This is a genomic window from Christensenellaceae bacterium 44-20, from assembly GCA_041223705.1.
Lineage (GTDB): Bacteria > Bacillota > Clostridia > Christensenellales > Christensenellaceae > QANA01.
In genome coordinates, this window is record JBCLQU010000001.1 from 239552 (window position 1) to 261098 (window position 21547).

Below are 21547 nucleotides of genomic sequence, written 5' to 3' on the forward strand. Positions count from 1 at the left end.
GGGAAGAATATGAGAGTAGATGGAAGAGCAAACGATGCGCTGCGCGATTTGCGCATTACGCCGCATTTTATGCCGAACTCGGGCGGCTCCTGCCTGATAGAATGGGGCAATACCAGAGTGCTGGTTACGGCGAATGTGGAAAATAAAGTGCCGCCTTTTCTGGCGGGCAAGGGGAGCGGCTGGCTGACGGCGGAATATGCCATGCTGCCCGGCTCCACCCTGGGGCGCAAGCCGCGGGAGCGCCAGAAATCCGATTCCCGCAGCATCGAGATCCAGCGGCTGATTGGCCGGAGCCTGCGCTCTGTGCTGGATTTTGAAGCCCTGGGCGAGCGGATGATCACGGTAGACTGCGATGTCATCCAGGCGGACGGCGGAACCCGGACCGCCTCGATTACGGGCGGCTTTATCGCGCTCGGCCTGCTGGTCAGGCAGCTCATGAGCGAGGGCATTTTGGAGAAAAACCCGATTCGGGAATATCTGGCTGCGGTATCGGCAGGAATCGTGGATGGAGAGCCGCTCTTAGATCTCTGCTACCAGGAGGATTCGCGGGCCGAGGCGGATATGAACTTCGTGGGGACGGAGGGCAGCTGCATCAGCGAGATTCAGATCTGCGGCGAAAAGCGCGCGATTACGGATGTGGAATTTGCAAACCTGCTGGTCGCCTGCAAAACCGGCGTAAAGCAGCTCATACAAAAGCAAAAGGAAGTGCTGGAGAATTTATGAAAAAACTGATTTTGGCAACGGGAAACCCGGGCAAAGTCCGGGAGATGAAGCAGATTTTGGCAGGGCTTTATGATGAAGTGATCTCCATGAAGGAAGCGGGCGTGGCCGTGGATGTTGTGGAGGATGCAGATAGCTTTCTGGGCAATGCGGCAAAAAAAGCACTGGCCATCAGCCAGCTGGTGGAATGCGATGTCGTCGCGGATGATTCCGGCCTTTGCGTAGATGGGCTGGGCGGCCGGCCGGGCGTCTACTCGGCGCGCTACTCTGCGGAGGGCACGGACGAGGCCAACAATGCCAAGCTCGTGCAGGAGGTTTCCCAGCTGGGCGAAGAACAGCGGGGCGCGCACTATGAATGCGCCATCGTCCTGGCGCGCAAGGGCGAGGTCGCTTTTTCCTGCGAATGCCGCTGTGATGGACAAATTATTCTGGAGGCCCGGGGAAGCGAGGGCTTTGGATACGATCCCTATTTCCTGCTGCCCGAATACGACAAGACGTTCGGAGAGATCGAGCCGGCCATCAAGAACCAAATCAGCCATCGGGCCAAAGCGCTGGCCGAGCTGCGCCAGTTTGCGGAGCAGGAGAGATGAGGATTCTCGTTCTTTCGGATACCCACCGCCATCTGGAGCCCATGAAGCGCGCTATCGTCCAGGCAGGGCCGGTAGATTATATCTTCCATCTGGGAGATAACAGAGCGGATGCCGGGCAAATCTCCAAATATTCGGATGCAAAAGTAGTCTGCGTGAGGGGAAACTGCGATTCCATTGGGGAAGCCGAGCAAACCGTATTTTTGGAGGGGCAGCGCTTGCTTTTGACGCATGGGCACTGCTATGCCGTCAAATACTCCCTGGATCGCCTCTCTTATCTGGCAGAAGAGCGGCAGGCGGATGCCGTGCTGTTTGGCCATACGCATATGCCTCTCACGGAGTATGCGGGCGGGCGCCTGCTCTATAACCCGGGAAGCGTGGGCGAGCCGCGGGGCGGGCACAGGGCTACATTCGGCCTTCTTTTGGTAACGAGGGACGGCATTTTCCCCAAAACGGTGGAGCTGCGCTGAGCAAATAAAAAAGAGCCCATATGGGCTCTTTTTTATACATAGTTTTTCTTGATGTTGCGTATCGCGCTTTTTTCCAGCCGGGAGACCTGCGCCTGACTGATGCCGATTTCCTCCGAGACTTCCATCTGCGTCTTGCCTTCAAAATACCGCAGGCGGATGATGTTCTTTTCCCGGTCGCCCAGCTTGCTGATGGCGTCCCGAAGCGCGATGCCCGAAAGCCAGGTTTCCGAAGAGTTTTTTTCATCCGAAAGGCTGTCCAGCACATAGAGCGCATCGCCGCCCTCCTGATAGATGGGCTGGGAGATGGAGATGGGATCCTGAACCGCATCCAGCGCAAAGGAAAGCTCTTCCCGGGAGATGCCCATCTCTTTGGCGATGGCGTCGATGCCCGGTTCCTGGGCGTTGCGCTCGGCCAGCTCCCGGCTGATGGCAAAAGCGCGGTAGGCCGTATCCTTGAGCGAGCGGCTGACGCGCATCAGGCTGTTATCCCGCAGATACCGGCGAATTTCGCCGATGATCATCGGGCAGGCGTAGGTCGAGAACCGAACGCCGACGTTGATATCGAAATTATCGATGGCTTTGATCAGGCCGACGCAGCCAATCTGGAAGAGATCGTCCATATTTTCGCCGCGCGTAGAAAACCGCTGCACGATGGAGAGGACCAGGCGCAGGTTTCCCTGAATGAATTCCTCCCGGGCACTGCGATCCCCGGCATAGATTTTTTCAAAATATTCCCGCAGGCGGCTCTCTGGGATGACGGGCAGTCTGGAAGTATCCACGCCGCAAATTTCCACTTTATTTATCATAGCATTGCTCTCCCTTGTTGCAGTAAATTGTGCCTCTGGGTTTTAGGGTTGCCTCTGGCGGGATTTTCTATACCGGGGAAAAACTGGAAGAAACCGCGAAAAATGGGGGAGGGAAATGCAAATCAAAAAGGCAGCCTGGGGGCTGCCTTTCAAAGCTTCTATTGCCTTTGAAGCTAGAGCATTTTCGAGACGTCTTTTTGCAGGCGCTTGATGATGCGCTTTTCCAGCCGGGAAATATAGCTCTGCGAAATGCCCAGCGCGTCTGCGACCTGCTTTTGCGTGTTTTCCCGGAAGCCGGATAGCCCAAAGCGCATATTGATGATCAGCTTTTCCCGGGCGGGCAGATGCGAAACAGCCTCGGCGATGAGGGATTTTTCCACGTCGCTCTCAATCTCCTTGAAAACGGCGTCGCCCTCCGTGCCCAAGATATCCGAGAGCAAAAGCTCGTTGCCATCCCAATCCACATTGAGCGGCTCATCCAGGGAGATCTCTCCTTTAATGCGGGAAGTGCGGCGTAAAAACATCAGAATCTCATTTTCGATACAGCGGCTGGCATAGGTGGCCAGCTTGATGTTTTTGCTGGCGTCGAAGGTGTTGACCGCCTTAATCAGCCCGATGGTGCCAATCGAGATGAGGTCTTCCAGGCCGACGCCGGTATTATCGAATTTGCGGGCAATATAGACGACCAGGCGGATATTGCGCTCGATCAGGCTGGTTTTGACCTCGCTTTCGCCGCCGGCCAGGCGCTGTATTAGAAGACTCTCCTCGCTCTTGGAGAGGGGCGGGGGAAGCGCTTCGCTCCCATTGACGTATAGGAGATGGCGTTTTGCCAGAGTGATTTTAAAAATGGCCAGACGGATTTGTTCCAATGTTTTTATCATATGTTCCTCCTATAATGGGAATAGTTTTAAATTCGGCCCGAGAAGGGCGGTGTAGCCCTCGGGAAACGAAGTATCTGCAAGCGCGAGATAGGCCTTGGCCGCATAGCTTTTGTCCCGGGTGGTAATAATGAGCTTATCTGGCAAAAAGCCGGGCAGGCTGGATTCCCCGGATGCCGTGCGGCAGGGAAACGAGGGCAGAGCATGCCGCTCTATCTGCTCCAGAAGCGCGCTGCCAGCCGCGCTGCGCGCCACGATGATGACGGAAAGCCCGCCGGGGCTTTGCAGCAGGTTGCCGGTATCTAAAAAACCCCGGAGATTGACGGCAGCTCCGGAAAATTCCGCGTGAATGAGGTAGTCTGTTCCTTGCTTGGGATGGGGCGTGCGCAGGAGCAGCTCCAAAAGTACGATGCCCGCGGCCAGGCCGAGCAGGAGATAGCGCAGAATGGGAAGCCCGAGATATGCGCCGTGAAGCGGCGCGTCCAGCGCCAGCATGGCGAATAAAATGCAGCCGCCAAAGAGGAAGGAGCATAAGAGCGCCAGGCCGCAGCGCAGAAAATACCGCCTGGCCGGGCGGGCTCCCATGGGCAGGCACATGACGGCCAGAGCGATGCACTTAAAGGCGAATCCCCCGAGCGGCGGGAAAGCCAGCGCCAAAACAGAATAGAGCGCGCCAATTCCCGCTCCCATGCTGACGCGGGAGAATTTGACGCGCTTTTCACTCAGGCGCGCAGCAAAAAATAAAATGATAAAGTCCATCAGGAAGTTATCCAGAAAGACCAGCTCGATATATACCTTTTTCATTTCCCTCACCCGGGCACAGTATATCCTACTCACTTTTCAAAAAATGTAGAACTGTGGGATGCAAAAAGCGCACAAAATGGCGAATGTGTAAAAAATGAAGGAGAGTATTTTCATCCTGCATTTTTCGTGTATAATATAGACTGGAAGTATTTTTTGAATAGATTACCCCTAAGAGAGGAAGCAAAGGAATATGGCCATGAGAAAAACCAAAATTGTCGCGACGCTGGGGCCGGCCAGCAGTGATGTGCAGACCATCAAACAGCTCATTTGCGCAGGGATGGACGTCGCGCGCTTCAATTTTTCGCACGGCGATCACCGCGAGCAGCTCAGCCGCCTTTTGGCGCTGAAGCAGGCGCGCGAAGAGCTGGGCAAACCGGTGGCGGCGCTTTTAGATACCAAGGGGCCGGAAGTGCGCCTTGGGCGGTTTGAAGGCGGCAAGGCCGAGCTTCTGGCCGGAGAGAGCTTTGCGCTGACCACGGCAGACCTTCTGGGCACGGCAAAGCGCGCGAGCGTCTCCTATAAGCGCCTGCCTATGGACGTGCGGGCGGGAGATACCATCCTTTTAGACGACGGCAATATCGAGCTTCGCGTTGAGCGTGTCTGCGGATCCGAAATCGAGACGCAGATCATCGACGGCGGCATCGTTTCGGACCGCAAGGGCGTGAACCTGCCGGGCGTGCACCTGAATATGCCCTATATGAGCGAGGCGGATGAGCAGGATCTCCTCTTTGGCATCAAGCATGGCTACGATATCGTTGCGGCCTCTTTTGTGCGCAGCGCCGAAGACCTGATCATTCTCCGGGAGTTCCTCAATAAAAACGGCGGCGGGCATATGAAGATCATCGCCAAGATAGAAAACGCCGAGGGCGTCGAGAATGCGGGAGAGATCATTCGCAGCTGCGATGGCATCATGGTCGCGAGAGGCGATATGGGAGTGGAAATTCCCCTGGAGGAAGTGCCCGTTGAGCAGAAGCGGCTAATTAAGCGCGGATATCTTGCGGGCAAGCAGGTCATTACCGCGACGCAGATGCTGGAGAGCATGATTACAAACCCCCGGCCCACCAGAGCAGAGGGGACGGACGTCGCCAACGCCATTTACGACGGCACCAGCGCTATCATGCTTTCGGGCGAGACGGCGGCGGGCAAATATCCCGTCAAAGCCGTCGAGACTATGGCTCGCATCGCCCTGCGCACCGAGCAGGATATCGATTATAAGAAGCGCTTTTTTGCAGAGAGCCAGCGCAACCGCGGCGCGGAGAATACGCCGGACGCCGTCTCCCATGCTGCCTGCACCGTCTCCTACGATTTAAATGCGGCGGCCCTGCTGGCCCTCACCAAAACCGGGACGACTGCAAAGCTCATCTCCAAATTCAGGCCGTCCATGCCCATCATCGGCTGCGCCATGACGGATGAAGTCATGCGCCAGCTCAATCTCTCCTGGAATGTTTTTCCTGTGCGGGTGGAAGAGAAGATGGAGATGGATGAGCTCTTTGCCCATGCGGTGGAAAAGGCCGTGGAGGCGGGCTACCTGCGCCGGGGCGAGCTGGTGATCATGGTAGCGGGCATTCCCCTGGGCTTTGCCGGGACGACGAATATCATCAAAGTGCATATTGTGGAATAAACGCGCTGCCCGATAAACCAAAACTCCCCTCCAAGCATATGATAAAAGCAAGGAGGGGAGTTTTTTGCGGTTTAATCAGCTGAGAAAGAAAGAGGTCATCAACGTCTGCGAGGGGCGCAGCCTTGGCTACATATGCGATTTGATTTTTGATGAGTGCAAGGGGCATATCCATGCCATTGTCGTGCCCGGAAGCTGTGGGCTGCGCGGCATGTTCCAGCACCGGGACTACGTGATTCCATGGAAAGATATCTGCAAAATTGGGGACGACGTGATTTTGGTCGAGATCGATATGGCAACTTGCGAGATCATTCATTGAGTATGCGCCGCTTTTTGTGCTATAATAACCCCGAAAGCGCATATTCGGCGCGGCTTCTCTCGCGCAAGGCGGAAAAATATGATAGAATGAAGCTGCTGTGTTCCGAAGAAAAAACAAAGCGATGCAAGAGGTGGAATTATGAGGTGTATTTATTGCGGACACCAGGAGAGCAAGGTAGTCGATTCCAGGCCGCTGGATGAAGGGGTTTCCACGCGCCGGCGCAGAGAATGCCTGAAATGCGGCAGAAGATTCACGACGTATGAGAAGGCAGAGCAAGTGCCCGTGATGGTCGTCAAAAAGGATGGCAGCCGCCAGGCCTTTGATATCGATAAAATCAAACGGGGCATTATGAAGGCCTGCGAAAAGCGCAATGTCTCTATCGATACCATCGATGCCATGGCGCTGGAAATCGAAAACCAGGTGCAGAACCGGGTGGAGCAGGAAGTGCAGGCGCAGGATATCGGCGATATGGTGATGGAATCGCTCAAAAAGGTGGACGAGGTGGCTTACGTCCGCTTCGCTTCGGTTTACCGGGAGTTTAAAGACATCAGCACTTTCATGAGCGAGCTTAAAAAACTGGTGGCAGAGAAATAGCGCGAGGATCTCGCGGCAAAGAGCAGAAGGGGATTTCATTTTATTATGGCATATGCAGATAAGGTGCAAAGAGGCTTTTTGGAGCGGCAAAAAGACGGCGTCATTTTCTATACGATTCCATCCTTCGAGGCACTGGGAATCCGCCATGGGTTCACTTCCCGCATTGGCGGTGTGAGCGACGGCCCCTTCTCTTCTTTGAACTTGAGCTTTAAGCGCGATCCCTCGCCGGAGCGCGTCCGGGAAAACTTCCGGCGCGCGGCAGGAGCCATGGGAATGCGGGCAGAAGAGCTGGTGGTCTGCAACTACGAGCATGGCAATCAGGTGGAGTTTGTGGATGAGCGCCATCACGGCATGGGAATTTTCCGGGAAAACGAGCTGCCAAAGTGCGACGGCGTCTGCGTGACGGCGCCGGGAACAGCGGGCGTGAGCCTGCATGCAGACTGCAACTCGCTTTTCTTTCTGGATAAAAAGCTGCGGGCGGCGTCGGTTTGCCATGCGGGCTGGAAGGGCACACTTTCGGGCATTGCGCGGACGGCCGTGCAAAAACTGCAGAGCCTGGGCATTGCGCCGGATGAAATTTTGGTGGGCATCGGGCCTTCCATATGCGGCCATTGCTATGAGATTCAGGAGGACGTGGCAGGGCTGTTCGAGCCGGAGTATCCGGCGGCGGTTTTGCGCGGGGGCGAAGGCATCCATCTGGATTTATGGGCCGTTTTGTTGGCGCAGTTTGAAAATCTCGGCATTCCGCCAAAAAATATCACACTCTCCGGTCTTTGTACATATGATAATAGCGAGAGGTTCTTCTCTCATCGAAGAGACCATGGAAAAACGGGCGCGATGGGGTCTTTCATCGCGCTGTAACTGGAAAAAGCGGGCGCCCTGCCTGCTTTTTTAATAAGGAGCGAGGTGCTTATTTTGATCTATTTGGATAATGCCGCCACGACGAAAGTGCGGGCGGAAGTATTAGAAGCGATGCTGCCCTATCTGCAAGAACAATATGGAAACCCATCCTCGGTCTATGGGCTAGGGAGGGAAGCGCACCACGCGCTGGATATTGCAAGAGAGCAGCTGAAAACGGCCCTGGGGGCAAGGCTGGCCCGGGAGATTTTCTTCACCGGCTGCGGCACGGAGAGCGACAACTGGGCGATTTCCGGCGCGGCTCATGCGCTGCGGCAAAAGGGCCGGCATATCATCACGAGCAAAGTGGAACACCATGCCGTGCTGGATACCTGCCGTGCGCTGGAGACGGATGGCTATGAGGTAACCTATCTGGATGTAGACTGCTATGGGCAGGTCAGCCCCGAGGCTGTGCGGGCCGCGATTCGGGAAGATACCATCCTGGTAAGCGTGATGTTTGCGAACAACGAGGTGGGGACCATCAACCCCATCGCCGAGATTGCCCAGGCCGCGCATCAGGCGGGCGTGCTGATGCATACGGATGCCGTGCAGGCGGTGGGGCATGTGAAAATCGATGTGCAGGAGCTGGGCGTGGATCTGCTCTCGCTTTCCGGGCACAAATTCCATTCGCCCAAAGGCGTCGGCGCGCTCTATGTCAGGCAGGGAACGCCGCTCGATAAATATCTGCACGGCGGCGGCCAGGAGCGCGGCCGGCGATCCGGCACGGAAAACCTGGCTTCCATCGTCGGCATGGGCCGGGCCATCGAACTGGCATCCCAGGAGCTCGAAAGCGAGGCTCAGCGGCTGACGGCGCTGCGGGAAGAGATGATCAAAATGGCGCGCCAGAAGATTCCCGGCGTCATTTTGAACGGCCATCCCACCCAGCGCCTGCCCGGCAATGTCAATCTGCGCATTCCCGAGCTGACCAGCGAAGCCGCGCTCTATAACCTGGATATGATGGGCATTGCCTGCTCCAGCGGTTCTGCCTGCACGGCAGGCTCGCTTTCGCCGTCGCATGTCCTCATGGCGATGGGGCTTTCCGAAAAGGAGGCGCGGGGCGCTCTGCGCTTCACCTTCTCGCGCTATACGACGCAGCAGGAAGTAGAGGCCGCGGTGCAGACGCTGGCAGAGATCGCTCAGCGGCTGCGCAAGTAGCGGCTTGCGTTTTTAAAATGAAAAATTTTGAAAACGCACGATTTTGTGATTAAATTCCCTTTTTCTGCGCAGATTAACGATGAGAATTCATTTGCAGAAGGGAGTTTGAAATGAATATGAAATGCACAGCCCTTAGTTTTTTGATGGGCGGTCTGGTGGGCGCGGCTGCGGTTATGGCAACTGTTCCCGGAACCAAGACCTTTATGAAGAGAACCATGAGAAAGGGCAAACGCGCCCTCGAGGATGCAGTTTGCAACATGTGGTAATCGTGAAGAGCCGCTCGGCAGAGCGGCTCTTTGCATCATACAATGGCGCCGGGAATCTGCGAAAAACTGGTAAATTCAGGCGCAGATTGGTTGATTTGTAATTGGGCTTGGTATATAATAATTCTATTAAGAGGGCAACAGGAGGGCTATCACGATGAATCATGCTGATCGGACGACGAAATTTGTCTTGACAAAAGACATGGACAACCCTGCGCGCGGGATTATCAAGCTCGCCTGCGATGCGATGCAGCAAAAGGGATACGATCCTCTCAATCAGCTGGTTGGGTATATCCTCTCCGGCGATCCGACGTATATCACAAGTTTCAACGGCGCGCGCAGCCTGCTGACCAGGCTGGATAGGGACGAGCTGTTGGAAGAGATTGTCTCGCAGTATATCGAGAATCTCGAATAGGAGGCAGGATTGTTATACCCGAAGATCATGGGGTTAGATGTTGGAGAGAAGCGCATTGGCATTGCGCTTTCGGATCCGCTGCGCATTACGGCGCAGGGCCTGGAATCCTATCAGGTTCAGGGCGAGCAGGAGGATATTGCCTATATTAAGGCGCTTTGCGAAAAGCATGGCGTGGAGCAGATTGTCTGCGGGCTCCCGAAAAATATGAACGGGACGATTGGCCCCCAGGCGGAGAAGATTTCCGCGTTTGCGGAAAAGCTGAAAGAAGCGACGGGGCGGGAGATCATCATGGAAGATGAGCGCCTGACGACGGTCTTTGCACAGCGCACGCTCATCGAAGCGGATGTCAGCAGGGCAAAGCGGAGAAAAGTGGTCGATAAGCTGGCTGCGGTAGCAATATTGCAGGGCTATTTAGATAGGACGAAAATTTACTGATTTAGGAGAAAATAACATGAGTGAACATTGCAACGGCCATTGCGAGCACTGCGCTGGCCATGATGGCGAAATGGATATCGAGAGCAACATCATTGCGCTGACAGACGACGAGGGCAACGAAGTCGAATTTGAGTGCCTGATGACGTTTGATTGTGGCGAGCATTTCTATGCGTCGCTTCTGCCCGTCGTTCCCCTGGAGGATTTTGAGGAAGGCGAAGTGCTCATCATGCGCTTGGATGAGGATGGCGAGGAGAGCGTTTTCAGCCCCGTCGAATCTGAGGAGGAGCTGGAAGCAGCTTGGAACGAATTTATTCGCCTCTATGAAGAAGAGGAAGAGGAGTAGGGCCAATTTGGCTCGTAAAAAAAGCAGCGGAGAGTATGGAAGCATTGTTCTCCGCTGCTATTTTTATGAGAAGATTCCTATGTATAAGCTGCTCGCAAACCCTATCAATTCGATAAACAAAAAAACCGCTCTATTGAGCGGTTTTCTTTTTGGTCTGGGTGACAGGAATTGAACCTGCGACCTCTTGAACCCCATTCAAGCACGCTACCAAACTGCGCTACACCCAGAGACAATCATAAAAAATCAACAGTGATATATTAGCATTCTCTATTTTGTTTGTCAAGGCAAAATCCTCAGCTTCAAAATTTGAAATTAAATTTTTATGGGAAAAAGAAGAAAATCAAAGACAAATTTTTCTGGAGAAACCGGACGATTGGCAACATAAAAAAGTGTTTTTTACAGATACTATCTTTGCAACAAAGTTTGCGAAACTCAAAAGTGAGAAAGGAGGCAATTTATAATGAAGAACAATAAGAATTGCAATTGCAACAACACGGGGTCGAACCAGTCTAACAACCAGAACTCCAATCGCTCCAACAACAACCAGAGCAATAACCAGAGCAATAACCAGAGCAACCAGAGAAATAACTCGAACAACAGAAACTCGAATTTCAAGAACCAGATGAATAACGAGCACGAGTAAGGAACGAAAAAGAGTACACAGATTCTGTGTACTCTTTTTTCATTAAAATGCCAAGCCATACTATCAGAAAAGGCTCTAGTTTGCCCTGTTTTTATATGTGAAAAAAAGCAAAAGTAGGCGGGGAAAAGTTTTGCCGAATTTTTTCCTTGACACTTCATATCATTTAAGATATAATTTGTTTTGCGCGATAGGGCAAGCTTTTGGCAAGTTTCCCAGCAAACGCGGCGGCGATGAGCCGAATGGGGCATGCGTCTGTAGCTCAGCTGGATAGAGCAACGGCCTTCTAAGCCGTAGGTCTTGGGTTCGAATCCCCACAGACGCGCCAGTATGGTGGGCATAGCTCAGTTGGTTAGAGTGCCAGGTTGTGGCCCTGGAGGTCGTGGGTTCGAATCCCACTGTCCACCCCATTTTATTTTAGCAAGGGCGATGATGGGGTGTAGCCAAGCGGTAAGGCACGGGACTTTGACTCCCGCATTCGTAGGTTCGAACCCTGCCACCCCAGCCAAAATTTAATATTTGACTCGCTAGCTCAGTTGGCAGAGCACTTGACTTTTAATCAAGGTGTCCGGAGTTCGAATCTCCGGCGGGTCACCAGGAAAAACCGCTCAATAGAGCGGTTTTTCTTACCCTTATTGGAAGCAATTCAGGCTTCATCCCCTCATCTGAAAAAGCAAGAAGTAGGGCCGATCTTCTCTTTGTTGAAGATGATTTTGTTTTCGGCTTATTTTGTCTGCGAAAAATATGGCGGGAACGTAACGTTTTAGAAAATTTGGGTGCAGATGCATTGGGAACAGGGCAAAGGCATGGTAGAATAGAAAAAAGACTTGAAAAACCGCAATGGAGGGAAGGGTATGGAAGAGAACAGATGGGAACAGGAAAACAGAGGGATTCCCTGCTTTGAGGGAAATTTGCGCAGCCATATGATCAGCGCGCCCCAGTGCCTGCGGAAAGCATCCGGGATTCGCATTTTCGGCAGAAAAATCAAATCCCTGGCCTTTACGACGGATGTTGCCATCATCCGCAATATCAATACCGATGCGATTATCGCAGTTTACCCCTTTACCCCCCAGCCGGCCATCACCAAAGCCATCATGACGGCGGCCGATATGCCGGTTTTCGTCGGGGTGGGCGGCGGAGTGACCAAGGGCGCGCGGGTGATCGATTTGGCGCGGGATGCGGAGTTTGTGGGTGCATTTGGGGTTGTGCTCAATGCGCCGACGGAAAATGAGACCATCCGGCAGCTCAAGCAGATTTTGGACATCCCCGTGGTGATTACGGTGGTATCCGAGCATACGGATATTGCGGGGAGAATCGCGGCGGGAGCGGATATTATCAACGTTTCCGGGGCGGCCAAAACGGCGCAGATCGTCAAAAAAATACGGGAAACATACCCGGATATTCCGATCATTGCGACGGGCGGGCCCACGGAAGAGAGCATTGAAGCGACGATTGCGGCAGGAGCCAACGCCATCACCTATACGCCGCCCAGCAACGGCGAACTTTTCGCGATCAGCATGCGCAAATACCGCGAGGCGGAACAAGAGGCAGAGCAGAAATAAGAATGAGCAGCGAGATTTCGCTGCTTTTTAGACGGAGGAGAATATGACAGAGCAGACAAAGCAGTGGTGCGGGGCGTTTCAGAGGGCGATTTTAGAGCTGTTCCCGGGGCGCGTTGCCTTTTTGGGGATTCAGGGCAGCCATCGCCGGGGCGAGGAGACAAAGCAAAGCGATATTGATATGGTCGTAATTTTGGATGAGCTGGGTGCGGAGGACTTGCGGGCCTATCGGCAGATGGTAGAAAAGATGCCGGAGCGGGAAAAAATGTGCGGCTTTGTCTCGGGGAGAAGCGAACTGGCGCATTGGCCCAGAGCGGATCTGTTTCAGTTCTATTATGATACCCAGCCCATTTTAGGGGATTTATGCGAGCTGTTTCCAAAGCCTGGGCGGGAGGAAGCGCAGGAGGCGCTGAAAATCGGCGCGGCAAATCTCTATCATGCTGCCTGCCATTGCTATCTTTTTGAAGGGGGAAAGGCGCAGACCCTGGCGATGCTCTATAAGGGCATTTTCTTTTTGCTGCAAGCCGATGCATTTTGCAAGGAGCAGGTTTATTACGACAGCAAACAGGCGCTGGGGCAGGTGCTTTCCGGGGAAGAGGCATGGTTATTTGGGCGGTGCATGAGCAGAGAGGCCATTGCAAATGCCCAGGGGCAGGAGTTGGAGGAGCTGTTTATGCGGCTTATCGCCTGGTGTGCGAAGAAGATGGCAGAGCGATAGAACAGGGTGGCAAAAAAAGCGCAGAAAAGCGCCGCAGTAAAGATGCGGCGCTTTTTCATCGTGCTTCAGCTTATCTTTTCGCGGGAACATCGCTGTGTTTTTCCGCTGTGGGAAAAGCGGGCACTTTTTTTGCGGACAGATGTTTCCGGCTCGGCGGGATATTCGCTCTCGTATGCATCGAAGTGCGCCAGCGCCAAAGCGGCCAGAACAGCGGCGATTGTGCAGCCCCAAAAGGCCCCTAAAAAATGAAAAAGCCCTGCAAAAACCAGAGGGACCAAGCAACAGCCCAAACAGAAGAAAGCGACGCCTCTGCCGTAGCGGCCGCCCTGCGCGCCGCGCAGGAAGCTTTCCAGAAATCTATGCAAAACTGAATAACGCTTTTTCATGAAACCACATCCTTTCTCTGTAGTTATCATACCAAAAGGATAGTCCGAAAAAACGGACTATAGAGGTTGAAAGCATGGGATGTTTATGGTACACTGAAAAACAAAGGGGAGGGATGCGAGACATGGCTAAGGGCCCAAGGCAAAAGATGAAGCTGCTCTATCTGATGAAGATTTTATTGGAGCGCACGGACGAAGAACATTTGATGACGATTCCGCAGATGGTTGAGGCGCTGGCGGAATATGGAATTGGCGCAGAGCGCAAGAGCCTGTATGACGACTTGGAGACACTGCGGACGTTTGGGCTGGATATTGAATGCCGGCGCAGCAGAAATTTTGGCTATTATGTGGCCAGCAGGGCGTTTGAACTGCCCGAGCTCAAGCTGCTGGTAGACGCTGTGCAGGCATCCAGGTTTATCACGCATAAGAAAAGCGAGCAGCTCATCAAAAAAATAGAGAGCCTGACCAGCGCCGGGCAGGCGCGCCAGCTGGAGCGCCAGGTTTATATTTTGAACCGGGTGAAAACCATGAACGAGAGCATTTATTATAATGTCGACGAGATTCACCGGGCGATTTCCGAGGAGCGGCAGATCTCCTTTCTCTATTCCGAATACAAGCTGGATAAAAAGCTGCACCCGCGCAGAGACGGCGAGCGGTATACCGTCAGCCCGTATCTGCTGCTCTGGAATGACGGCTACTACTATCTGGTGGCCTATTATGAGAGGTATGGCGGGCTCTCGCATTTCCGCGTGGATAAAATGGCAAAAATCAGCCTGGAGCCTGAGCGGCGCATCGAGATGGGGCAAAAGCTGGAGCCGGCAGAATATGCCAACAGGATGTTCGGCATGTTTGGCGGAGATGTGCAGGGCATTGTGATGGAATTTGACGAGAGCCTTGTGGGCGTCGTGGTGGATCGCTTTGGCAGAGATGTGCCCATTTCCAGCGCAAAAGACGGCAAGTTTACCGCGCATCTCAAAGTCGCGGTCAGCCCGGCCTTTTTCTCCTGGGTGTTTCAGTTTGGAGGCAAGGCGAAAATCATCTCGCCGCCCAGCGTCGCCGAGAAATTGCAGCAGGCCGCAAAAGAAACTTTGCAGCTTTATGAAAAAAGAGCATAAACGCTCTTTTTTCTCTTTCCAAATATGATATAATGGGCATACCGAATCTAAAAATGCAAATAGGCGGAGGTTTTTATGAAACTTGGATATTTGAGCGCAATTTTGCCGGAGTATCGCTTTGATCAGGTGGTGGACTATGCGGCGCAGCTGGGGCTTAAGGCCGTGGAGCTGGCATGCTGGCCCATGGGAAAGGCGACGCGGCGGTATGCTGGCGTTACGCATATCGATGCGGATTGCTATGACAAGGGGGCGATTCAGGAAAAGCTGGCCGAGACGGGCATCGAGATCTCCGGCCTGGGATACTATCCCAACCCGCTGGATCCGGATAAGGAGCAGAGCGAGCTTGCGGTTGCGCATATCAAAAAGCTTCTGAAAGTTGCGGAAGATCTGGGCGTTCCGGTTCTCAACACGTTTATCGGCAGAGACCCCCGGGCGACTTTGAGCGAGAGCTTCGATGCGTTCCAGAAAATTTGGCCGGATATCATCAAAGAGGCGGAGGATCGCGGCATCACCGTCTGCATTGAGAACTGCCCCATGTATTTTACGACGGATGAAGAGCCCTGCGGCAAAAACCTCGCCTGCACACCCGCGATTTGGCAGGAGATGTTCTCGCGGATTGACAGCAAGAACTTTGCGCTCAACTATGATCCTTCGCACATGATCATCATGCAGATGGACTATACGCTGCCCATCTATCAGTTTGCGGAAAAAATCCGGCATATTCACATCAAGGATGTGCAGTTCTATCCGGAGAAATACAACCAGGTGGGCTTCTTCGCGCCGCCGCTGGCATATCACACGCCCAAGCTCCCGGGGCTTGGGGATATCGACTGGGGCAAATTCGTCTCGGCGCTCAACGATATCGGGTATAAGGGCGCGGCTATCTTGGAGATCGAGGACCGGGCATACGAGGAGACTTTGCAGGATCGGCTGGATTCCATCCGCCTTTCCAAGAACTTTATGAACCAGTATATTTTGTAAGGAGAGGGCGCCATGAAGAAGATAAAAGTCGGCGTGATCGGCGGGGGATTCATCGGGCCGGTGCATGTGGAAAGCCTGAGAAGGCTGGGCTATATTGAAGTTGTGGCAATCGCGACGACCAACGCGGCCGGGGCGGAGGCGCTGGCGCAGAAGCTCTGCATCCCCAAGGGGTACGGCGATTATATGGAGCTGATCGCGGATGAGCAGGTGGAGGCGGTGCACATCTGCGCGCCGAATTACCTACATTATTCCATGGCCAAAGCGGCGATTTTGGCGCATAAGCATGTGGTATGCGATAAGCCGCTGGCTATGACTTCCGCAGAAGGAGAGGAGCTGCTGGCCCTGGCAGAGAGGGAAGGCGTGGTTGCGGCGGTGAGCTTCAACCTGCGCTACTACCCGCTGCTCCATCAGGTGAAGGCCATGATAGACGCGGGAGAGCTGGGCGAGATTTATGCGGTGAACGGCTCATACCAGCAGGATTGGCTGCAGCTCCCCACGGATTACAGCTGGCGCCTGGAGCCGGAGCAGGCCGGAGAAGCGCGGGCGATTGGCGATATTGGCTCGCACTGGCTGGACGGCGCCGAGTTCATGACTGGCCTGCGGATTGAAAAGGTCTGCGCGGACTTCGCGACCTTCCTGCCCGTGCGCAAAAAGCCCAAAAAGGCGATCCAGACATTCTCGGGGAAAATGCTCACAAACGACGACTACGAGGATATGGAGATTACGACAGAGGATTATGCCTCTGTTCTGCTGCGGTTTGGCGGCGGCGCCCGGGGAACGCTCACGGTCAACCAGGCGGCGGCTGGGCGCAAAAACCGGCTGTATTATGAGATTTACGGCAGCAAGGCGGGCATTTGCTTTGACGGCGAAATGCCCAACCAGCTCTGGATTGGCAAGCGCACGGGAAATAACGAGATCATGATCAAGGATCCTTCCCTGGCAATGCCTCTGGCGCAGGAGATCATGAGCTACCCGGGCGGCCATGCCGAAGGGTTTGGCGATGCCTTCAAGCAATGCTTCAAACAGGTTTACGACTATATTCTGGGCGGGCAGCAGGGGGAAAAGCGCTTCCCGACATTCGAAGACGGCGTGCGCGAGATGAAAATTTCCGAGGCAATCGTCAAATCGGCCAAAGCGATGGCCTGGGGCGAGGTCAAATAGCATAACAGGAGCTCAGGAGCTGGCGCTTTTGAGCTCCTTTTTCAAAGCGGGAAGGAGGCAACGGCATGGAGCAGGAATACTGCGTGAAGACAATGGGAGAGAGAATTTGGGCGATTGAGGAAGGTATCGTCCGTATGTTTCTGATCGAGGGGGAAGCGCGTGCGCTTTTGCTGGACACGGGGTTTGGCAAGGGAGCCCTGAGAGAGCTGGTTTCCGGCCTGACGCAAAAACCGCTGATTCTGGCGCTTTCTCATTCGGATCGAGACCACATTGGCGGATGCGGGCAGTTTGAGGGGGAGATCTATCTGCATCCAGCGGAATATGAGCGCTTTTTGCAGAACATGCCGCAGAATCGGCTGCGCCTCAAGCCTTTATGGGAGGGCGATACCATCGAACTAGGCGGCAGGAAGCTGGCCGTGCTGCATACTCCGGGGCATACGCCGGGCAGCATCATGCTGCTGGAGCAGGAAACGGGCGTACTGTTTTCGGGGGACAGCGTGCAGGAGGGGCCAATTTATATGTTTGGCTCGGGGCGCAACCTGGAGGCCCTTTGCGCCAGCATGGAGCGATTGGAGAAAAGGAAGGAGGCATTTCAAACCGTGCTGCCCTGCCATGGCAAAATGCCCCTGGACGCTTCGTATCTTGGAGAAATCCAAAGAGGAGCGCAGGCGATTTTGAAAGGGGAAATAGAAGGGCAGGAGCCCCAGGACAGCGGGATGCCATGCAGGGAATATGCCTATGGCAGAGTGAAATTCTACGCGCCTTAAAAAAGAGAGCCTGGCCGGGCAGAAAAGCCGGCCGGGCGCTTTGATTTTGGGGAGGGTTTTATAAGAAATAGGGCTGCCAAAGGCGCGATGCGCTGGGCGAATTTGTGCGAGAGCTGCCGCGGGAAGGGTGCTAAGGTAAGGCTGGCTCTGGCAGGGCGCCCCGCTATTTTGGCAAAAAAATACTGCCCTGAAAATCAGAACAGTATTTTTTCAGCGATATGCTGTTGGTGGGAACAATTGGGCTCGAACCAATGACCCTCTGCTTGTAAGGCAGATGCTCTCCCAGCTGAGCTATGCTCCCAAACTCCCCCGCCAACCGCCCGAGGCAGCTGACGAGCAAGCTTTAAAAATGGTGACCCCTAGGAGAATCGAACTCCTGTTACCGCCGTGAAAGGGCGATGTCTTGACCGCTTGACCAAGGGGCCACAAACGGGACGTATAATATATTAAACAATGACGGAGAAAATGTCAAGGGAATTTCTGAAAAATACCGAAATTAAGTTGGCAGGCGGCGGCTATGCCTGCCTTTGCCGGAGTTTTTCTGCCTAGGCGGTTCGGAAAAGATAACTTTTTTGCAGGAAAATGCCGTTTACTTCTAGAACAGGCCATGATACGCTTAAAATATAAAAGGGCGCCTTTGAGAGCCAATATAAAAATGGGCTGAAGGCAAGAGAAAGGTTGCAAATGCGCGCCTTGGCGATGTATAATAAAAGCATTCGGAGAAACAGACAAGATCATAGAGGAGAGGAGCGTTTTGCCTCCATGTGCTTTGCTTTTCCCGAGCGCATCCAATTTATGGCCTTGAGCCAAAAGAAAAGGAGATTTGAAAATGGATAAGTTGAAGAGAAGACAGGAAATGGGCAAAATTAACGCGGAGATTCTGGCCGCTGTCGATCAGAAGCAGATCGACGAGCTGGTAGACGCGATTATCGACGCCAGAAGAATTTTTGTTTCCGGCTGGGGCAGAGCGGGGAACATCGTCAGAATCCTGGGCATGGATATGTCGCAGCTGGGCATGAACGTGTTCTGCGTCGGCGACAATAACACCCCTTCCATCCATGAGCGGGATCTGCTGATCATCTTCTCCGGCTCGGGCAACACAAAAACCATCTCCCTCATCTGCCAGCAGGGCAAGGATCACGGCGCGAAAGTCTGCCTGATCTCGGGCAACGCGGATTCCACCATGGGCAAGATCGCGGATATCAACGTCGTCATCCCGGCATCGCAGTGGAAAGAGGAAAAAGAAGGCGAAGAGCATTCCGAGATTCGCGGGCTGAATATCTATCAGGTTGCCTTCATGCTCAACGATTTCATCGAAGAGTGCGTGATGGAGCGCCTTGGCAAGACGTTTGAAGACGTCCGCGCAAACCACAACAACCTGGAATAATCCCACTGCTAAAGGAGAGATAGGCAATGACAAAGAAAATGGATAGAGTTGCAGAGCGAGCCAGAACAGGCAGAGAAGATGCCGAGATGCTGGCCGGCATCGACCAGGCGCAGCTGGATGCGATGGTAGATGCTATCCTGGAAGCAAAGCGGATTTTCGTCGCAGGCTGGGGCAGAGCGGGGAACGTCGGCAGAATCCTCTCGATGGACTGCTCGCAGATCGGCCTTGAGACTTACTGCGTCGGCGATAACGGAACGCCGGCCATTCAGCCGGGCGATATTCTGGTCATCAGCTCGGGCTCTGGAGAGACAAAGACCATGTGCATTCTTGCGCAGCAGGCAAAGGAACACGGCGCAAAGCTGGGCCTGATTTCCGGCAACGCAGATTCCACGATCGGAAGGCTTGCGGATGTGAACGTAGTCATCCCGCAGAACAGGCGCAAGCGCGGCGACGGCGCGCCTCCTGCTCCCACCAGCTCCGGCGGCTCTATGTATCATGTTATCGTCATGGTTTGTGATCTGATCCGCGCTTATGCGATGGAACGGCTCGGCGTAACCTGGGAAGACGTCGGCAGAAACCACAACAACCTGGAATAAGAGGAGATTACGATCATGATGGATAGAGTAAAAGAGAAAATCAGAATGGGCGAAGAATGCGCCCAGATGCTAAACGGCGTTTGCCAGCAGGAGCTCGATGAGCTCGCAAAGGCGATTCTCCATGCCAGAAGAATTTTCGTCGCAGGCTGGGGCAGAGCGGGGAACATGATCAAGATCCTCTCCATGAACTGCTCGCAGGCTGGGCTGAGGACGTTTGTCGTCGGCGATAACGGGACGCCTGCCATCGGCGAAGAGGATTTGCTGGTGATTGGCTCGGGTTCCGGTGAGACCAAAACTATGTGCATCATCGCGCAGCAGGCAAAAGAACATGGTGCCAAGCTGGCGCTGGTTACGGGGAGCCAGGATTCCACCATCGGCAGACTGGCAGATTTGAAAGTCGTCATCCCCAAACCCGTTCGGCCGGAGGGAGAAGAGGTTCCGGATGGATGCGGCGGCTCGATTTATCCGGTGTTCAACATGGTGGCAGATACCGTCCAGTCCTATCTGGCGGAGTATATGAGCCTTGTCCCGGCGGATATTGGGTTTAACCACAACAATCTGGAGTAAGAAAAAGAAGGGGCCTCTTCGGAGGCCTTTTTCTATATGAGGAGGAGCAATGCAATATCGGATTGAGACGCAGCGGCTGGGGCTGAGAGAGCTGCGGCAGGAAGATTTTAGCGCGCTGTGTTTGTTTTTGCAGGATATTGAGGTAATGTACGCCTGGGAATATGCCTTTAGCGACGAGCAGGTGCGCGGCTTTATTTCGAACCAACAAAAACGCTATCAGGTGGATGGCTTTGGATATTACGCGGCAGTGGAAAAGGCATCCGGCAAAGTAATAGGCTGCATGGGGCCGCTGATGGAGCAAATCGGCGGGGAAAAGTTTTATGGGATTGGATATATTTTGGGAAAAGAAGCCTGGGGCAAGGGCTATGCCACAGAGGCCGGAGAGGCCTGCATCCGGTATCTCTTTGAAAACTACCCGGCGGAGAAAGTGATTGCGGAGATCAGGCCGGAAAACCGGGCGTCTGTGCGGGTGGCGGAGCGGCTGGGCATGAAAAAAGAGAGCCAGTTCATCAAGGTAGTCAATGGGAAGCAGATGCCTCATGCAATTTACGCGCGGTATGCGGAGCAATAAAAAAGAAACGCAACAGCGTTTCTTTTTTTGATTGGAAGCTATACGATCTCGACCCCGAAAAACCGCATAAAGGCGGCGGCCTGGATGGCGTTTAGTTTGACGCCGCGCAGCTCCTGAAACGTATCCGAGATAGAGATGTTCGTCAGATCGCAATCTGAAAGATCCAGCTTTTTCATGGAAACGCCAAAAAAATCGGCATCCGAGAAATTGACCTTTTGAAGCTGAAGATCTTTGAAGCGGGCGGCGTGAAACGAGGCGCCGCTGAAAAAACTCTCAGAAACCTCGCAGTTTTCCCAGATGATCTGCGGAAAGTTCGCATAATAGAAAAGGCTCTCAGCGATCTTGCATTCCCGGATGCGCGCCTCGGAAAAATTACAGCCGTCGAACTTGCTCTCGGCCATGCCGCCATATTTCCAAAAACTCTCGGAGAAATCGCTGCCCGAGAGATCGCAGCCTTCGAACCGCGTATGCAAAAGGGAGGCCTTGGAAAAATCGCATTGCAGGAATCTGCATTTTCGGAATAGAACGCGGTTAAAATCCAGCCGGGAGAAATCGGATAGCAGGAGCGATTCATTTTCAAAGATCTGGTTTTCAATTGGCGTTTCCGCGCTTTGAGCGTTTTGTATCAATTCCAGAAGCATGGGGTTCTCCTTTTTAGATAGATGATCTGCTTTCAGTTTAGCACACAGGGTAGGAATTGTCTCGCAAAAAAGAGAGGGCCGAAATGCGCTATCCGCTTTATCGGGCAGTATCAAGCGGATGGCTGAACGCTCTGAAAATCCAAAAAGAAAAAAGGGA

General features: G+C 53.8%; 28 protein-coding genes and 7 tRNA genes. 26 read left to right on the forward strand and 9 right to left on the reverse strand.

The features are described from left to right. Positions 1-9 precede the first annotated feature (9 nt). Genes rph through AALG83_01255 form a run of 3 tightly spaced genes read left to right on the forward strand, consistent with a single transcriptional unit; the run spans position 10 to position 1777 of the window. Complete coding sequence (rph, locus tag AALG83_01245; protein ID MEY8381786.1) at positions 10-723, forward strand: ribonuclease PH; 714 nt, start codon at positions 10-12, stop codon at positions 721-723. Beyond that, a complete protein-coding gene (gene rdgB / locus AALG83_01250; GenBank protein ID MEY8381787.1) occupies positions 720-1310 on the forward strand; it encodes an RdgB/HAM1 family non-canonical purine NTP pyrophosphatase in 591 nt (196 codons plus the stop codon). The genes rph and rdgB overlap by 4 nt, the downstream gene beginning before the upstream one ends. After that, entirely contained in the window at positions 1307-1777 is a 471-nt protein-coding gene (locus AALG83_01255; GenBank protein MEY8381788.1) for a metallophosphoesterase, read from the forward strand. The genes rdgB and AALG83_01255 overlap by 4 nt, the downstream gene beginning before the upstream one ends. A 32-nt stretch (positions 1778-1809) precedes the next feature. On the opposite strand, the gene sigG is transcribed toward AALG83_01255, so the two are convergent. The 3 genes from sigG to AALG83_01270 form a co-directional block, all read right to left on the reverse strand. Further along, positions 1810-2583, reverse strand: a complete 774-nt coding sequence (sigG, locus tag AALG83_01260; GenBank protein ID MEY8381789.1) for an RNA polymerase sporulation sigma factor SigG — start codon at positions 2581-2583, stop codon at positions 1810-1812. Between the two features lie 173 nt (positions 2584-2756). Then, the gene (sigE, locus tag AALG83_01265; GenBank protein MEY8381790.1) at positions 2757-3464 is read right to left on the reverse strand and encodes an RNA polymerase sporulation sigma factor SigE; all 708 of its coding nucleotides are present in this window, start codon (positions 3462-3464) and stop codon (positions 2757-2759) included. Between the two features lie 9 nt (positions 3465-3473). Next, positions 3474-4265 carry a sigma-E processing peptidase SpoIIGA gene (locus AALG83_01270; protein MEY8381791.1) on the reverse strand — a complete coding sequence of 264 codons (792 nt, stop codon included), beginning with the start codon at positions 4263-4265 and terminating at the stop codon, positions 3474-3476. 196 nt (positions 4266-4461) lie between these two features. Here AALG83_01270 and pyk point away from each other — a divergent pair, with 196 nt between their 5' ends. From pyk to AALG83_01310, 8 genes are all read left to right on the forward strand, one after another. Continuing rightward, the gene (gene pyk, locus AALG83_01275; protein MEY8381792.1) at positions 4462-5886 is read left to right on the forward strand and encodes a pyruvate kinase; all 1425 of its coding nucleotides are present in this window, start codon (positions 4462-4464) and stop codon (positions 5884-5886) included. A gap of 64 nt (positions 5887-5950) precedes the next feature. Next, a complete protein-coding gene (locus AALG83_01280) occupies positions 5951-6202 on the forward strand; it encodes a YlmC/YmxH family sporulation protein (protein ID MEY8381793.1) in 252 nt (83 codons plus the stop codon). A gap of 138 nt (positions 6203-6340) precedes the next feature. Further along, entirely contained in the window at positions 6341-6796 is a 456-nt protein-coding gene (nrdR, locus tag AALG83_01285) for a transcriptional regulator NrdR (GenBank protein ID MEY8381794.1), read from the forward strand. A gap of 45 nt (positions 6797-6841) precedes the next feature. Then, positions 6842-7657: a polyphenol oxidase family protein gene (locus tag AALG83_01290; protein ID MEY8381795.1), complete on the forward strand. Its 816-nt coding sequence runs from the start codon at positions 6842-6844 to the stop codon at positions 7655-7657. A 45-nt stretch (positions 7658-7702) separates the two neighbouring features. Then, positions 7703-8848, forward strand: coding sequence for a cysteine desulfurase NifS (nifS, locus tag AALG83_01295; GenBank protein MEY8381796.1), 1146 nt, complete (start codon positions 7703-7705; stop codon positions 8846-8848). 420 nt (positions 8849-9268) lie between these two features. Next, positions 9269-9526, forward strand: coding sequence for an IreB family regulatory phosphoprotein (locus tag AALG83_01300; protein MEY8381797.1), 258 nt, complete (start codon positions 9269-9271; stop codon positions 9524-9526). A 27-nt stretch (positions 9527-9553) separates the two neighbouring features. After that, positions 9554-9961 carry a Holliday junction resolvase RuvX gene (ruvX, locus tag AALG83_01305; protein MEY8381798.1) on the forward strand — a complete coding sequence of 136 codons (408 nt, stop codon included), beginning with the start codon at positions 9554-9556 and terminating at the stop codon, positions 9959-9961. A 16-nt stretch (positions 9962-9977) separates the two neighbouring features. Continuing rightward, a complete protein-coding gene (locus tag AALG83_01310) occupies positions 9978-10304 on the forward strand; it encodes a DUF1292 domain-containing protein (protein ID MEY8381799.1) in 327 nt (108 codons plus the stop codon). 150 nt (positions 10305-10454) lie between these two features. On the opposite strand, the gene AALG83_01315 is transcribed toward AALG83_01310, so the two are convergent. Beyond that, a tRNA-Pro gene (locus AALG83_01315) sits at positions 10455-10531 on the reverse strand. A gap of 233 nt (positions 10532-10764) precedes the next feature. On the opposite strand from AALG83_01315, the gene AALG83_01320 reads away from it, so the two are divergent. The 7 genes from AALG83_01320 (at position 10765) to AALG83_01350 (ending at position 13221) form a co-directional block, all read left to right on the forward strand. After that, positions 10765-10947: a hypothetical protein gene (locus tag AALG83_01320; protein ID MEY8381800.1), complete on the forward strand. Its 183-nt coding sequence runs from the start codon at positions 10765-10767 to the stop codon at positions 10945-10947. A gap of 248 nt (positions 10948-11195) precedes the next feature. Beyond that, positions 11196-11272, forward strand: a tRNA-Arg gene (locus tag AALG83_01325). A 5-nt stretch (positions 11273-11277) separates the two neighbouring features. Further along, a tRNA-His gene (locus AALG83_01330) sits at positions 11278-11354 on the forward strand. Between the two features lie 23 nt (positions 11355-11377). Next, positions 11378-11452, forward strand: a tRNA-Gln gene (locus AALG83_01335). Positions 11453-11465: 13 nt separating this feature from the next. Further along, a tRNA-Lys gene (locus AALG83_01340) sits at positions 11466-11541 on the forward strand. Positions 11542-11798: 257 nt separating this feature from the next. Next, entirely contained in the window at positions 11799-12506 is a 708-nt protein-coding gene (locus AALG83_01345) for a hydrolase (GenBank protein ID MEY8381801.1), read from the forward strand. Positions 12507-12549: 43 nt separating this feature from the next. Then, a complete protein-coding gene (locus AALG83_01350) occupies positions 12550-13221 on the forward strand; it encodes a nucleotidyltransferase domain-containing protein (GenBank protein MEY8381802.1) in 672 nt (223 codons plus the stop codon). Positions 13222-13286: 65 nt separating this feature from the next. On the opposite strand, the gene AALG83_01355 is transcribed toward AALG83_01350, so the two are convergent. Next, entirely contained in the window at positions 13287-13637 is a 351-nt protein-coding gene (locus tag AALG83_01355; GenBank protein MEY8381803.1) for a hypothetical protein, read from the reverse strand. 92 nt (positions 13638-13729) lie between these two features. Here AALG83_01355 and AALG83_01360 point away from each other — a divergent pair, with 92 nt between their 5' ends. The 4 genes from AALG83_01360 (at position 13730) to AALG83_01375 (ending at position 17628) form a co-directional block, all read left to right on the forward strand. Beyond that, positions 13730-14719 (forward strand): WYL domain-containing protein, encoded by a 990-nt coding sequence (locus AALG83_01360; GenBank protein ID MEY8381804.1) that lies wholly within the window; start codon positions 13730-13732, stop codon positions 14717-14719. Between the two features lie 75 nt (positions 14720-14794). Beyond that, positions 14795-15700 (forward strand): sugar phosphate isomerase/epimerase, encoded by a 906-nt coding sequence (locus AALG83_01365; GenBank protein ID MEY8381805.1) that lies wholly within the window; start codon positions 14795-14797, stop codon positions 15698-15700. A gap of 12 nt (positions 15701-15712) precedes the next feature. Continuing rightward, positions 15713-16861 carry a Gfo/Idh/MocA family oxidoreductase gene (locus AALG83_01370; protein ID MEY8381806.1) on the forward strand — a complete coding sequence of 383 codons (1149 nt, stop codon included), beginning with the start codon at positions 15713-15715 and terminating at the stop codon, positions 16859-16861. Positions 16862-16926: 65 nt separating this feature from the next. Continuing rightward, the gene (locus AALG83_01375; protein ID MEY8381807.1) at positions 16927-17628 is read left to right on the forward strand and encodes an MBL fold metallo-hydrolase; all 702 of its coding nucleotides are present in this window, start codon (positions 16927-16929) and stop codon (positions 17626-17628) included. Positions 17629-17853: 225 nt separating this feature from the next. Here the strand turns inward: AALG83_01375 and AALG83_01380 are convergent. The 3 genes from AALG83_01380 to AALG83_01390 all read right to left on the reverse strand — a co-directional run bounded on the left by AALG83_01380 (position 17854) and on the right by AALG83_01390 (position 18420). After that, positions 17854-17929 (reverse strand) — tRNA-Val (locus AALG83_01380). Between the two features lie 49 nt (positions 17930-17978). Then, a tRNA-Glu gene (locus tag AALG83_01385) sits at positions 17979-18053 on the reverse strand. A gap of 43 nt (positions 18054-18096) precedes the next feature. Further along, positions 18097-18420 (reverse strand): hypothetical protein, encoded by a 324-nt coding sequence (locus tag AALG83_01390; GenBank protein MEY8381808.1) that lies wholly within the window; start codon positions 18418-18420, stop codon positions 18097-18099. A 37-nt stretch (positions 18421-18457) separates the two neighbouring features. Here AALG83_01390 and AALG83_01395 point away from each other — a divergent pair, with 37 nt between their 5' ends. From AALG83_01395 to AALG83_01410, 4 genes are read left to right on the forward strand one after another with little or no spacing between them, the layout of a single operon-like run. Continuing rightward, entirely contained in the window at positions 18458-19015 is a 558-nt protein-coding gene (locus AALG83_01395) for an SIS domain-containing protein (GenBank protein MEY8381809.1), read from the forward strand. Positions 19016-19041: 26 nt separating this feature from the next. Beyond that, the gene (locus AALG83_01400; GenBank protein MEY8381810.1) at positions 19042-19611 is read left to right on the forward strand and encodes an SIS domain-containing protein; all 570 of its coding nucleotides are present in this window, start codon (positions 19042-19044) and stop codon (positions 19609-19611) included. A gap of 15 nt (positions 19612-19626) precedes the next feature. Next, positions 19627-20178 (forward strand): SIS domain-containing protein, encoded by a 552-nt coding sequence (locus AALG83_01405; GenBank protein MEY8381811.1) that lies wholly within the window; start codon positions 19627-19629, stop codon positions 20176-20178. Positions 20179-20227: 49 nt separating this feature from the next. Then, the gene (locus tag AALG83_01410) at positions 20228-20749 is read left to right on the forward strand and encodes a GNAT family N-acetyltransferase (protein ID MEY8381812.1); all 522 of its coding nucleotides are present in this window, start codon (positions 20228-20230) and stop codon (positions 20747-20749) included. A 38-nt stretch (positions 20750-20787) separates the two neighbouring features. Here the strand turns inward: AALG83_01410 and AALG83_01415 are convergent, their stop codons facing one another. Beyond that, the gene (locus AALG83_01415) at positions 20788-21390 is read right to left on the reverse strand and encodes a pentapeptide repeat-containing protein (GenBank protein ID MEY8381813.1); all 603 of its coding nucleotides are present in this window, start codon (positions 21388-21390) and stop codon (positions 20788-20790) included. Positions 21391-21547 lie beyond the last annotated feature (157 nt).

Coding starts and splice junctions, on each gene's coding strand:
- rph (MEY8381786.1), top strand. CDS start 10: ATGAGAGTAGATGGAAGAGCAAACGATGCGCTGCGCGATTTGCGCATT.
- rdgB (MEY8381787.1), top strand. CDS start 720: ATGAAAAAACTGATTTTGGCAACGGGAAACCCGGGCAAAGTCCGGGAG.
- AALG83_01255 (MEY8381788.1), top strand. CDS start 1,307: ATGAGGATTCTCGTTCTTTCGGATACCCACCGCCATCTGGAGCCCATG.
- sigG (MEY8381789.1), bottom strand. CDS start 2,583: ATGATAAATAAAGTGGAAATTTGCGGCGTGGATACTTCCAGACTGCCC.
- sigE (MEY8381790.1), bottom strand. CDS start 3,464: ATGATAAAAACATTGGAACAAATCCGTCTGGCCATTTTTAAAATCACT.
- AALG83_01270 (MEY8381791.1), bottom strand. CDS start 4,265: ATGAAAAAGGTATATATCGAGCTGGTCTTTCTGGATAACTTCCTGATG.
- pyk (MEY8381792.1), top strand. CDS start 4,462: ATGAGAAAAACCAAAATTGTCGCGACGCTGGGGCCGGCCAGCAGTGAT.
- nrdR (MEY8381794.1), top strand. CDS start 6,341: ATGAGGTGTATTTATTGCGGACACCAGGAGAGCAAGGTAGTCGATTCC.
- AALG83_01290 (MEY8381795.1), top strand. CDS start 6,842: ATGGCATATGCAGATAAGGTGCAAAGAGGCTTTTTGGAGCGGCAAAAA.
- AALG83_01300 (MEY8381797.1), top strand. CDS start 9,269: ATGAATCATGCTGATCGGACGACGAAATTTGTCTTGACAAAAGACATG.
- ruvX (MEY8381798.1), top strand. CDS start 9,554: ATGGGGTTAGATGTTGGAGAGAAGCGCATTGGCATTGCGCTTTCGGAT.
- AALG83_01310 (MEY8381799.1), top strand. CDS start 9,978: ATGAGTGAACATTGCAACGGCCATTGCGAGCACTGCGCTGGCCATGAT.
- AALG83_01320 (MEY8381800.1), top strand. CDS start 10,765: ATGAAGAACAATAAGAATTGCAATTGCAACAACACGGGGTCGAACCAG.
- AALG83_01345 (MEY8381801.1), top strand. CDS start 11,799: ATGGAAGAGAACAGATGGGAACAGGAAAACAGAGGGATTCCCTGCTTT.
- AALG83_01350 (MEY8381802.1), top strand. CDS start 12,550: ATGACAGAGCAGACAAAGCAGTGGTGCGGGGCGTTTCAGAGGGCGATT.
- AALG83_01355 (MEY8381803.1), bottom strand. CDS start 13,637: ATGATAACTACAGAGAAAGGATGTGGTTTCATGAAAAAGCGTTATTCA.
- AALG83_01360 (MEY8381804.1), top strand. CDS start 13,730: ATGGCTAAGGGCCCAAGGCAAAAGATGAAGCTGCTCTATCTGATGAAG.
- AALG83_01365 (MEY8381805.1), top strand. CDS start 14,795: ATGAAACTTGGATATTTGAGCGCAATTTTGCCGGAGTATCGCTTTGAT.
- AALG83_01370 (MEY8381806.1), top strand. CDS start 15,713: ATGAAGAAGATAAAAGTCGGCGTGATCGGCGGGGGATTCATCGGGCCG.
- AALG83_01375 (MEY8381807.1), top strand. CDS start 16,927: ATGGAGCAGGAATACTGCGTGAAGACAATGGGAGAGAGAATTTGGGCG.
- AALG83_01395 (MEY8381809.1), top strand. CDS start 18,458: ATGGATAAGTTGAAGAGAAGACAGGAAATGGGCAAAATTAACGCGGAG.
- AALG83_01400 (MEY8381810.1), top strand. CDS start 19,042: ATGACAAAGAAAATGGATAGAGTTGCAGAGCGAGCCAGAACAGGCAGA.
- AALG83_01405 (MEY8381811.1), top strand. CDS start 19,627: ATGATGGATAGAGTAAAAGAGAAAATCAGAATGGGCGAAGAATGCGCC.
- AALG83_01410 (MEY8381812.1), top strand. CDS start 20,228: ATGCAATATCGGATTGAGACGCAGCGGCTGGGGCTGAGAGAGCTGCGG.
- AALG83_01415 (MEY8381813.1), bottom strand. CDS start 21,390: ATGCTTCTGGAATTGATACAAAACGCTCAAAGCGCGGAAACGCCAATT.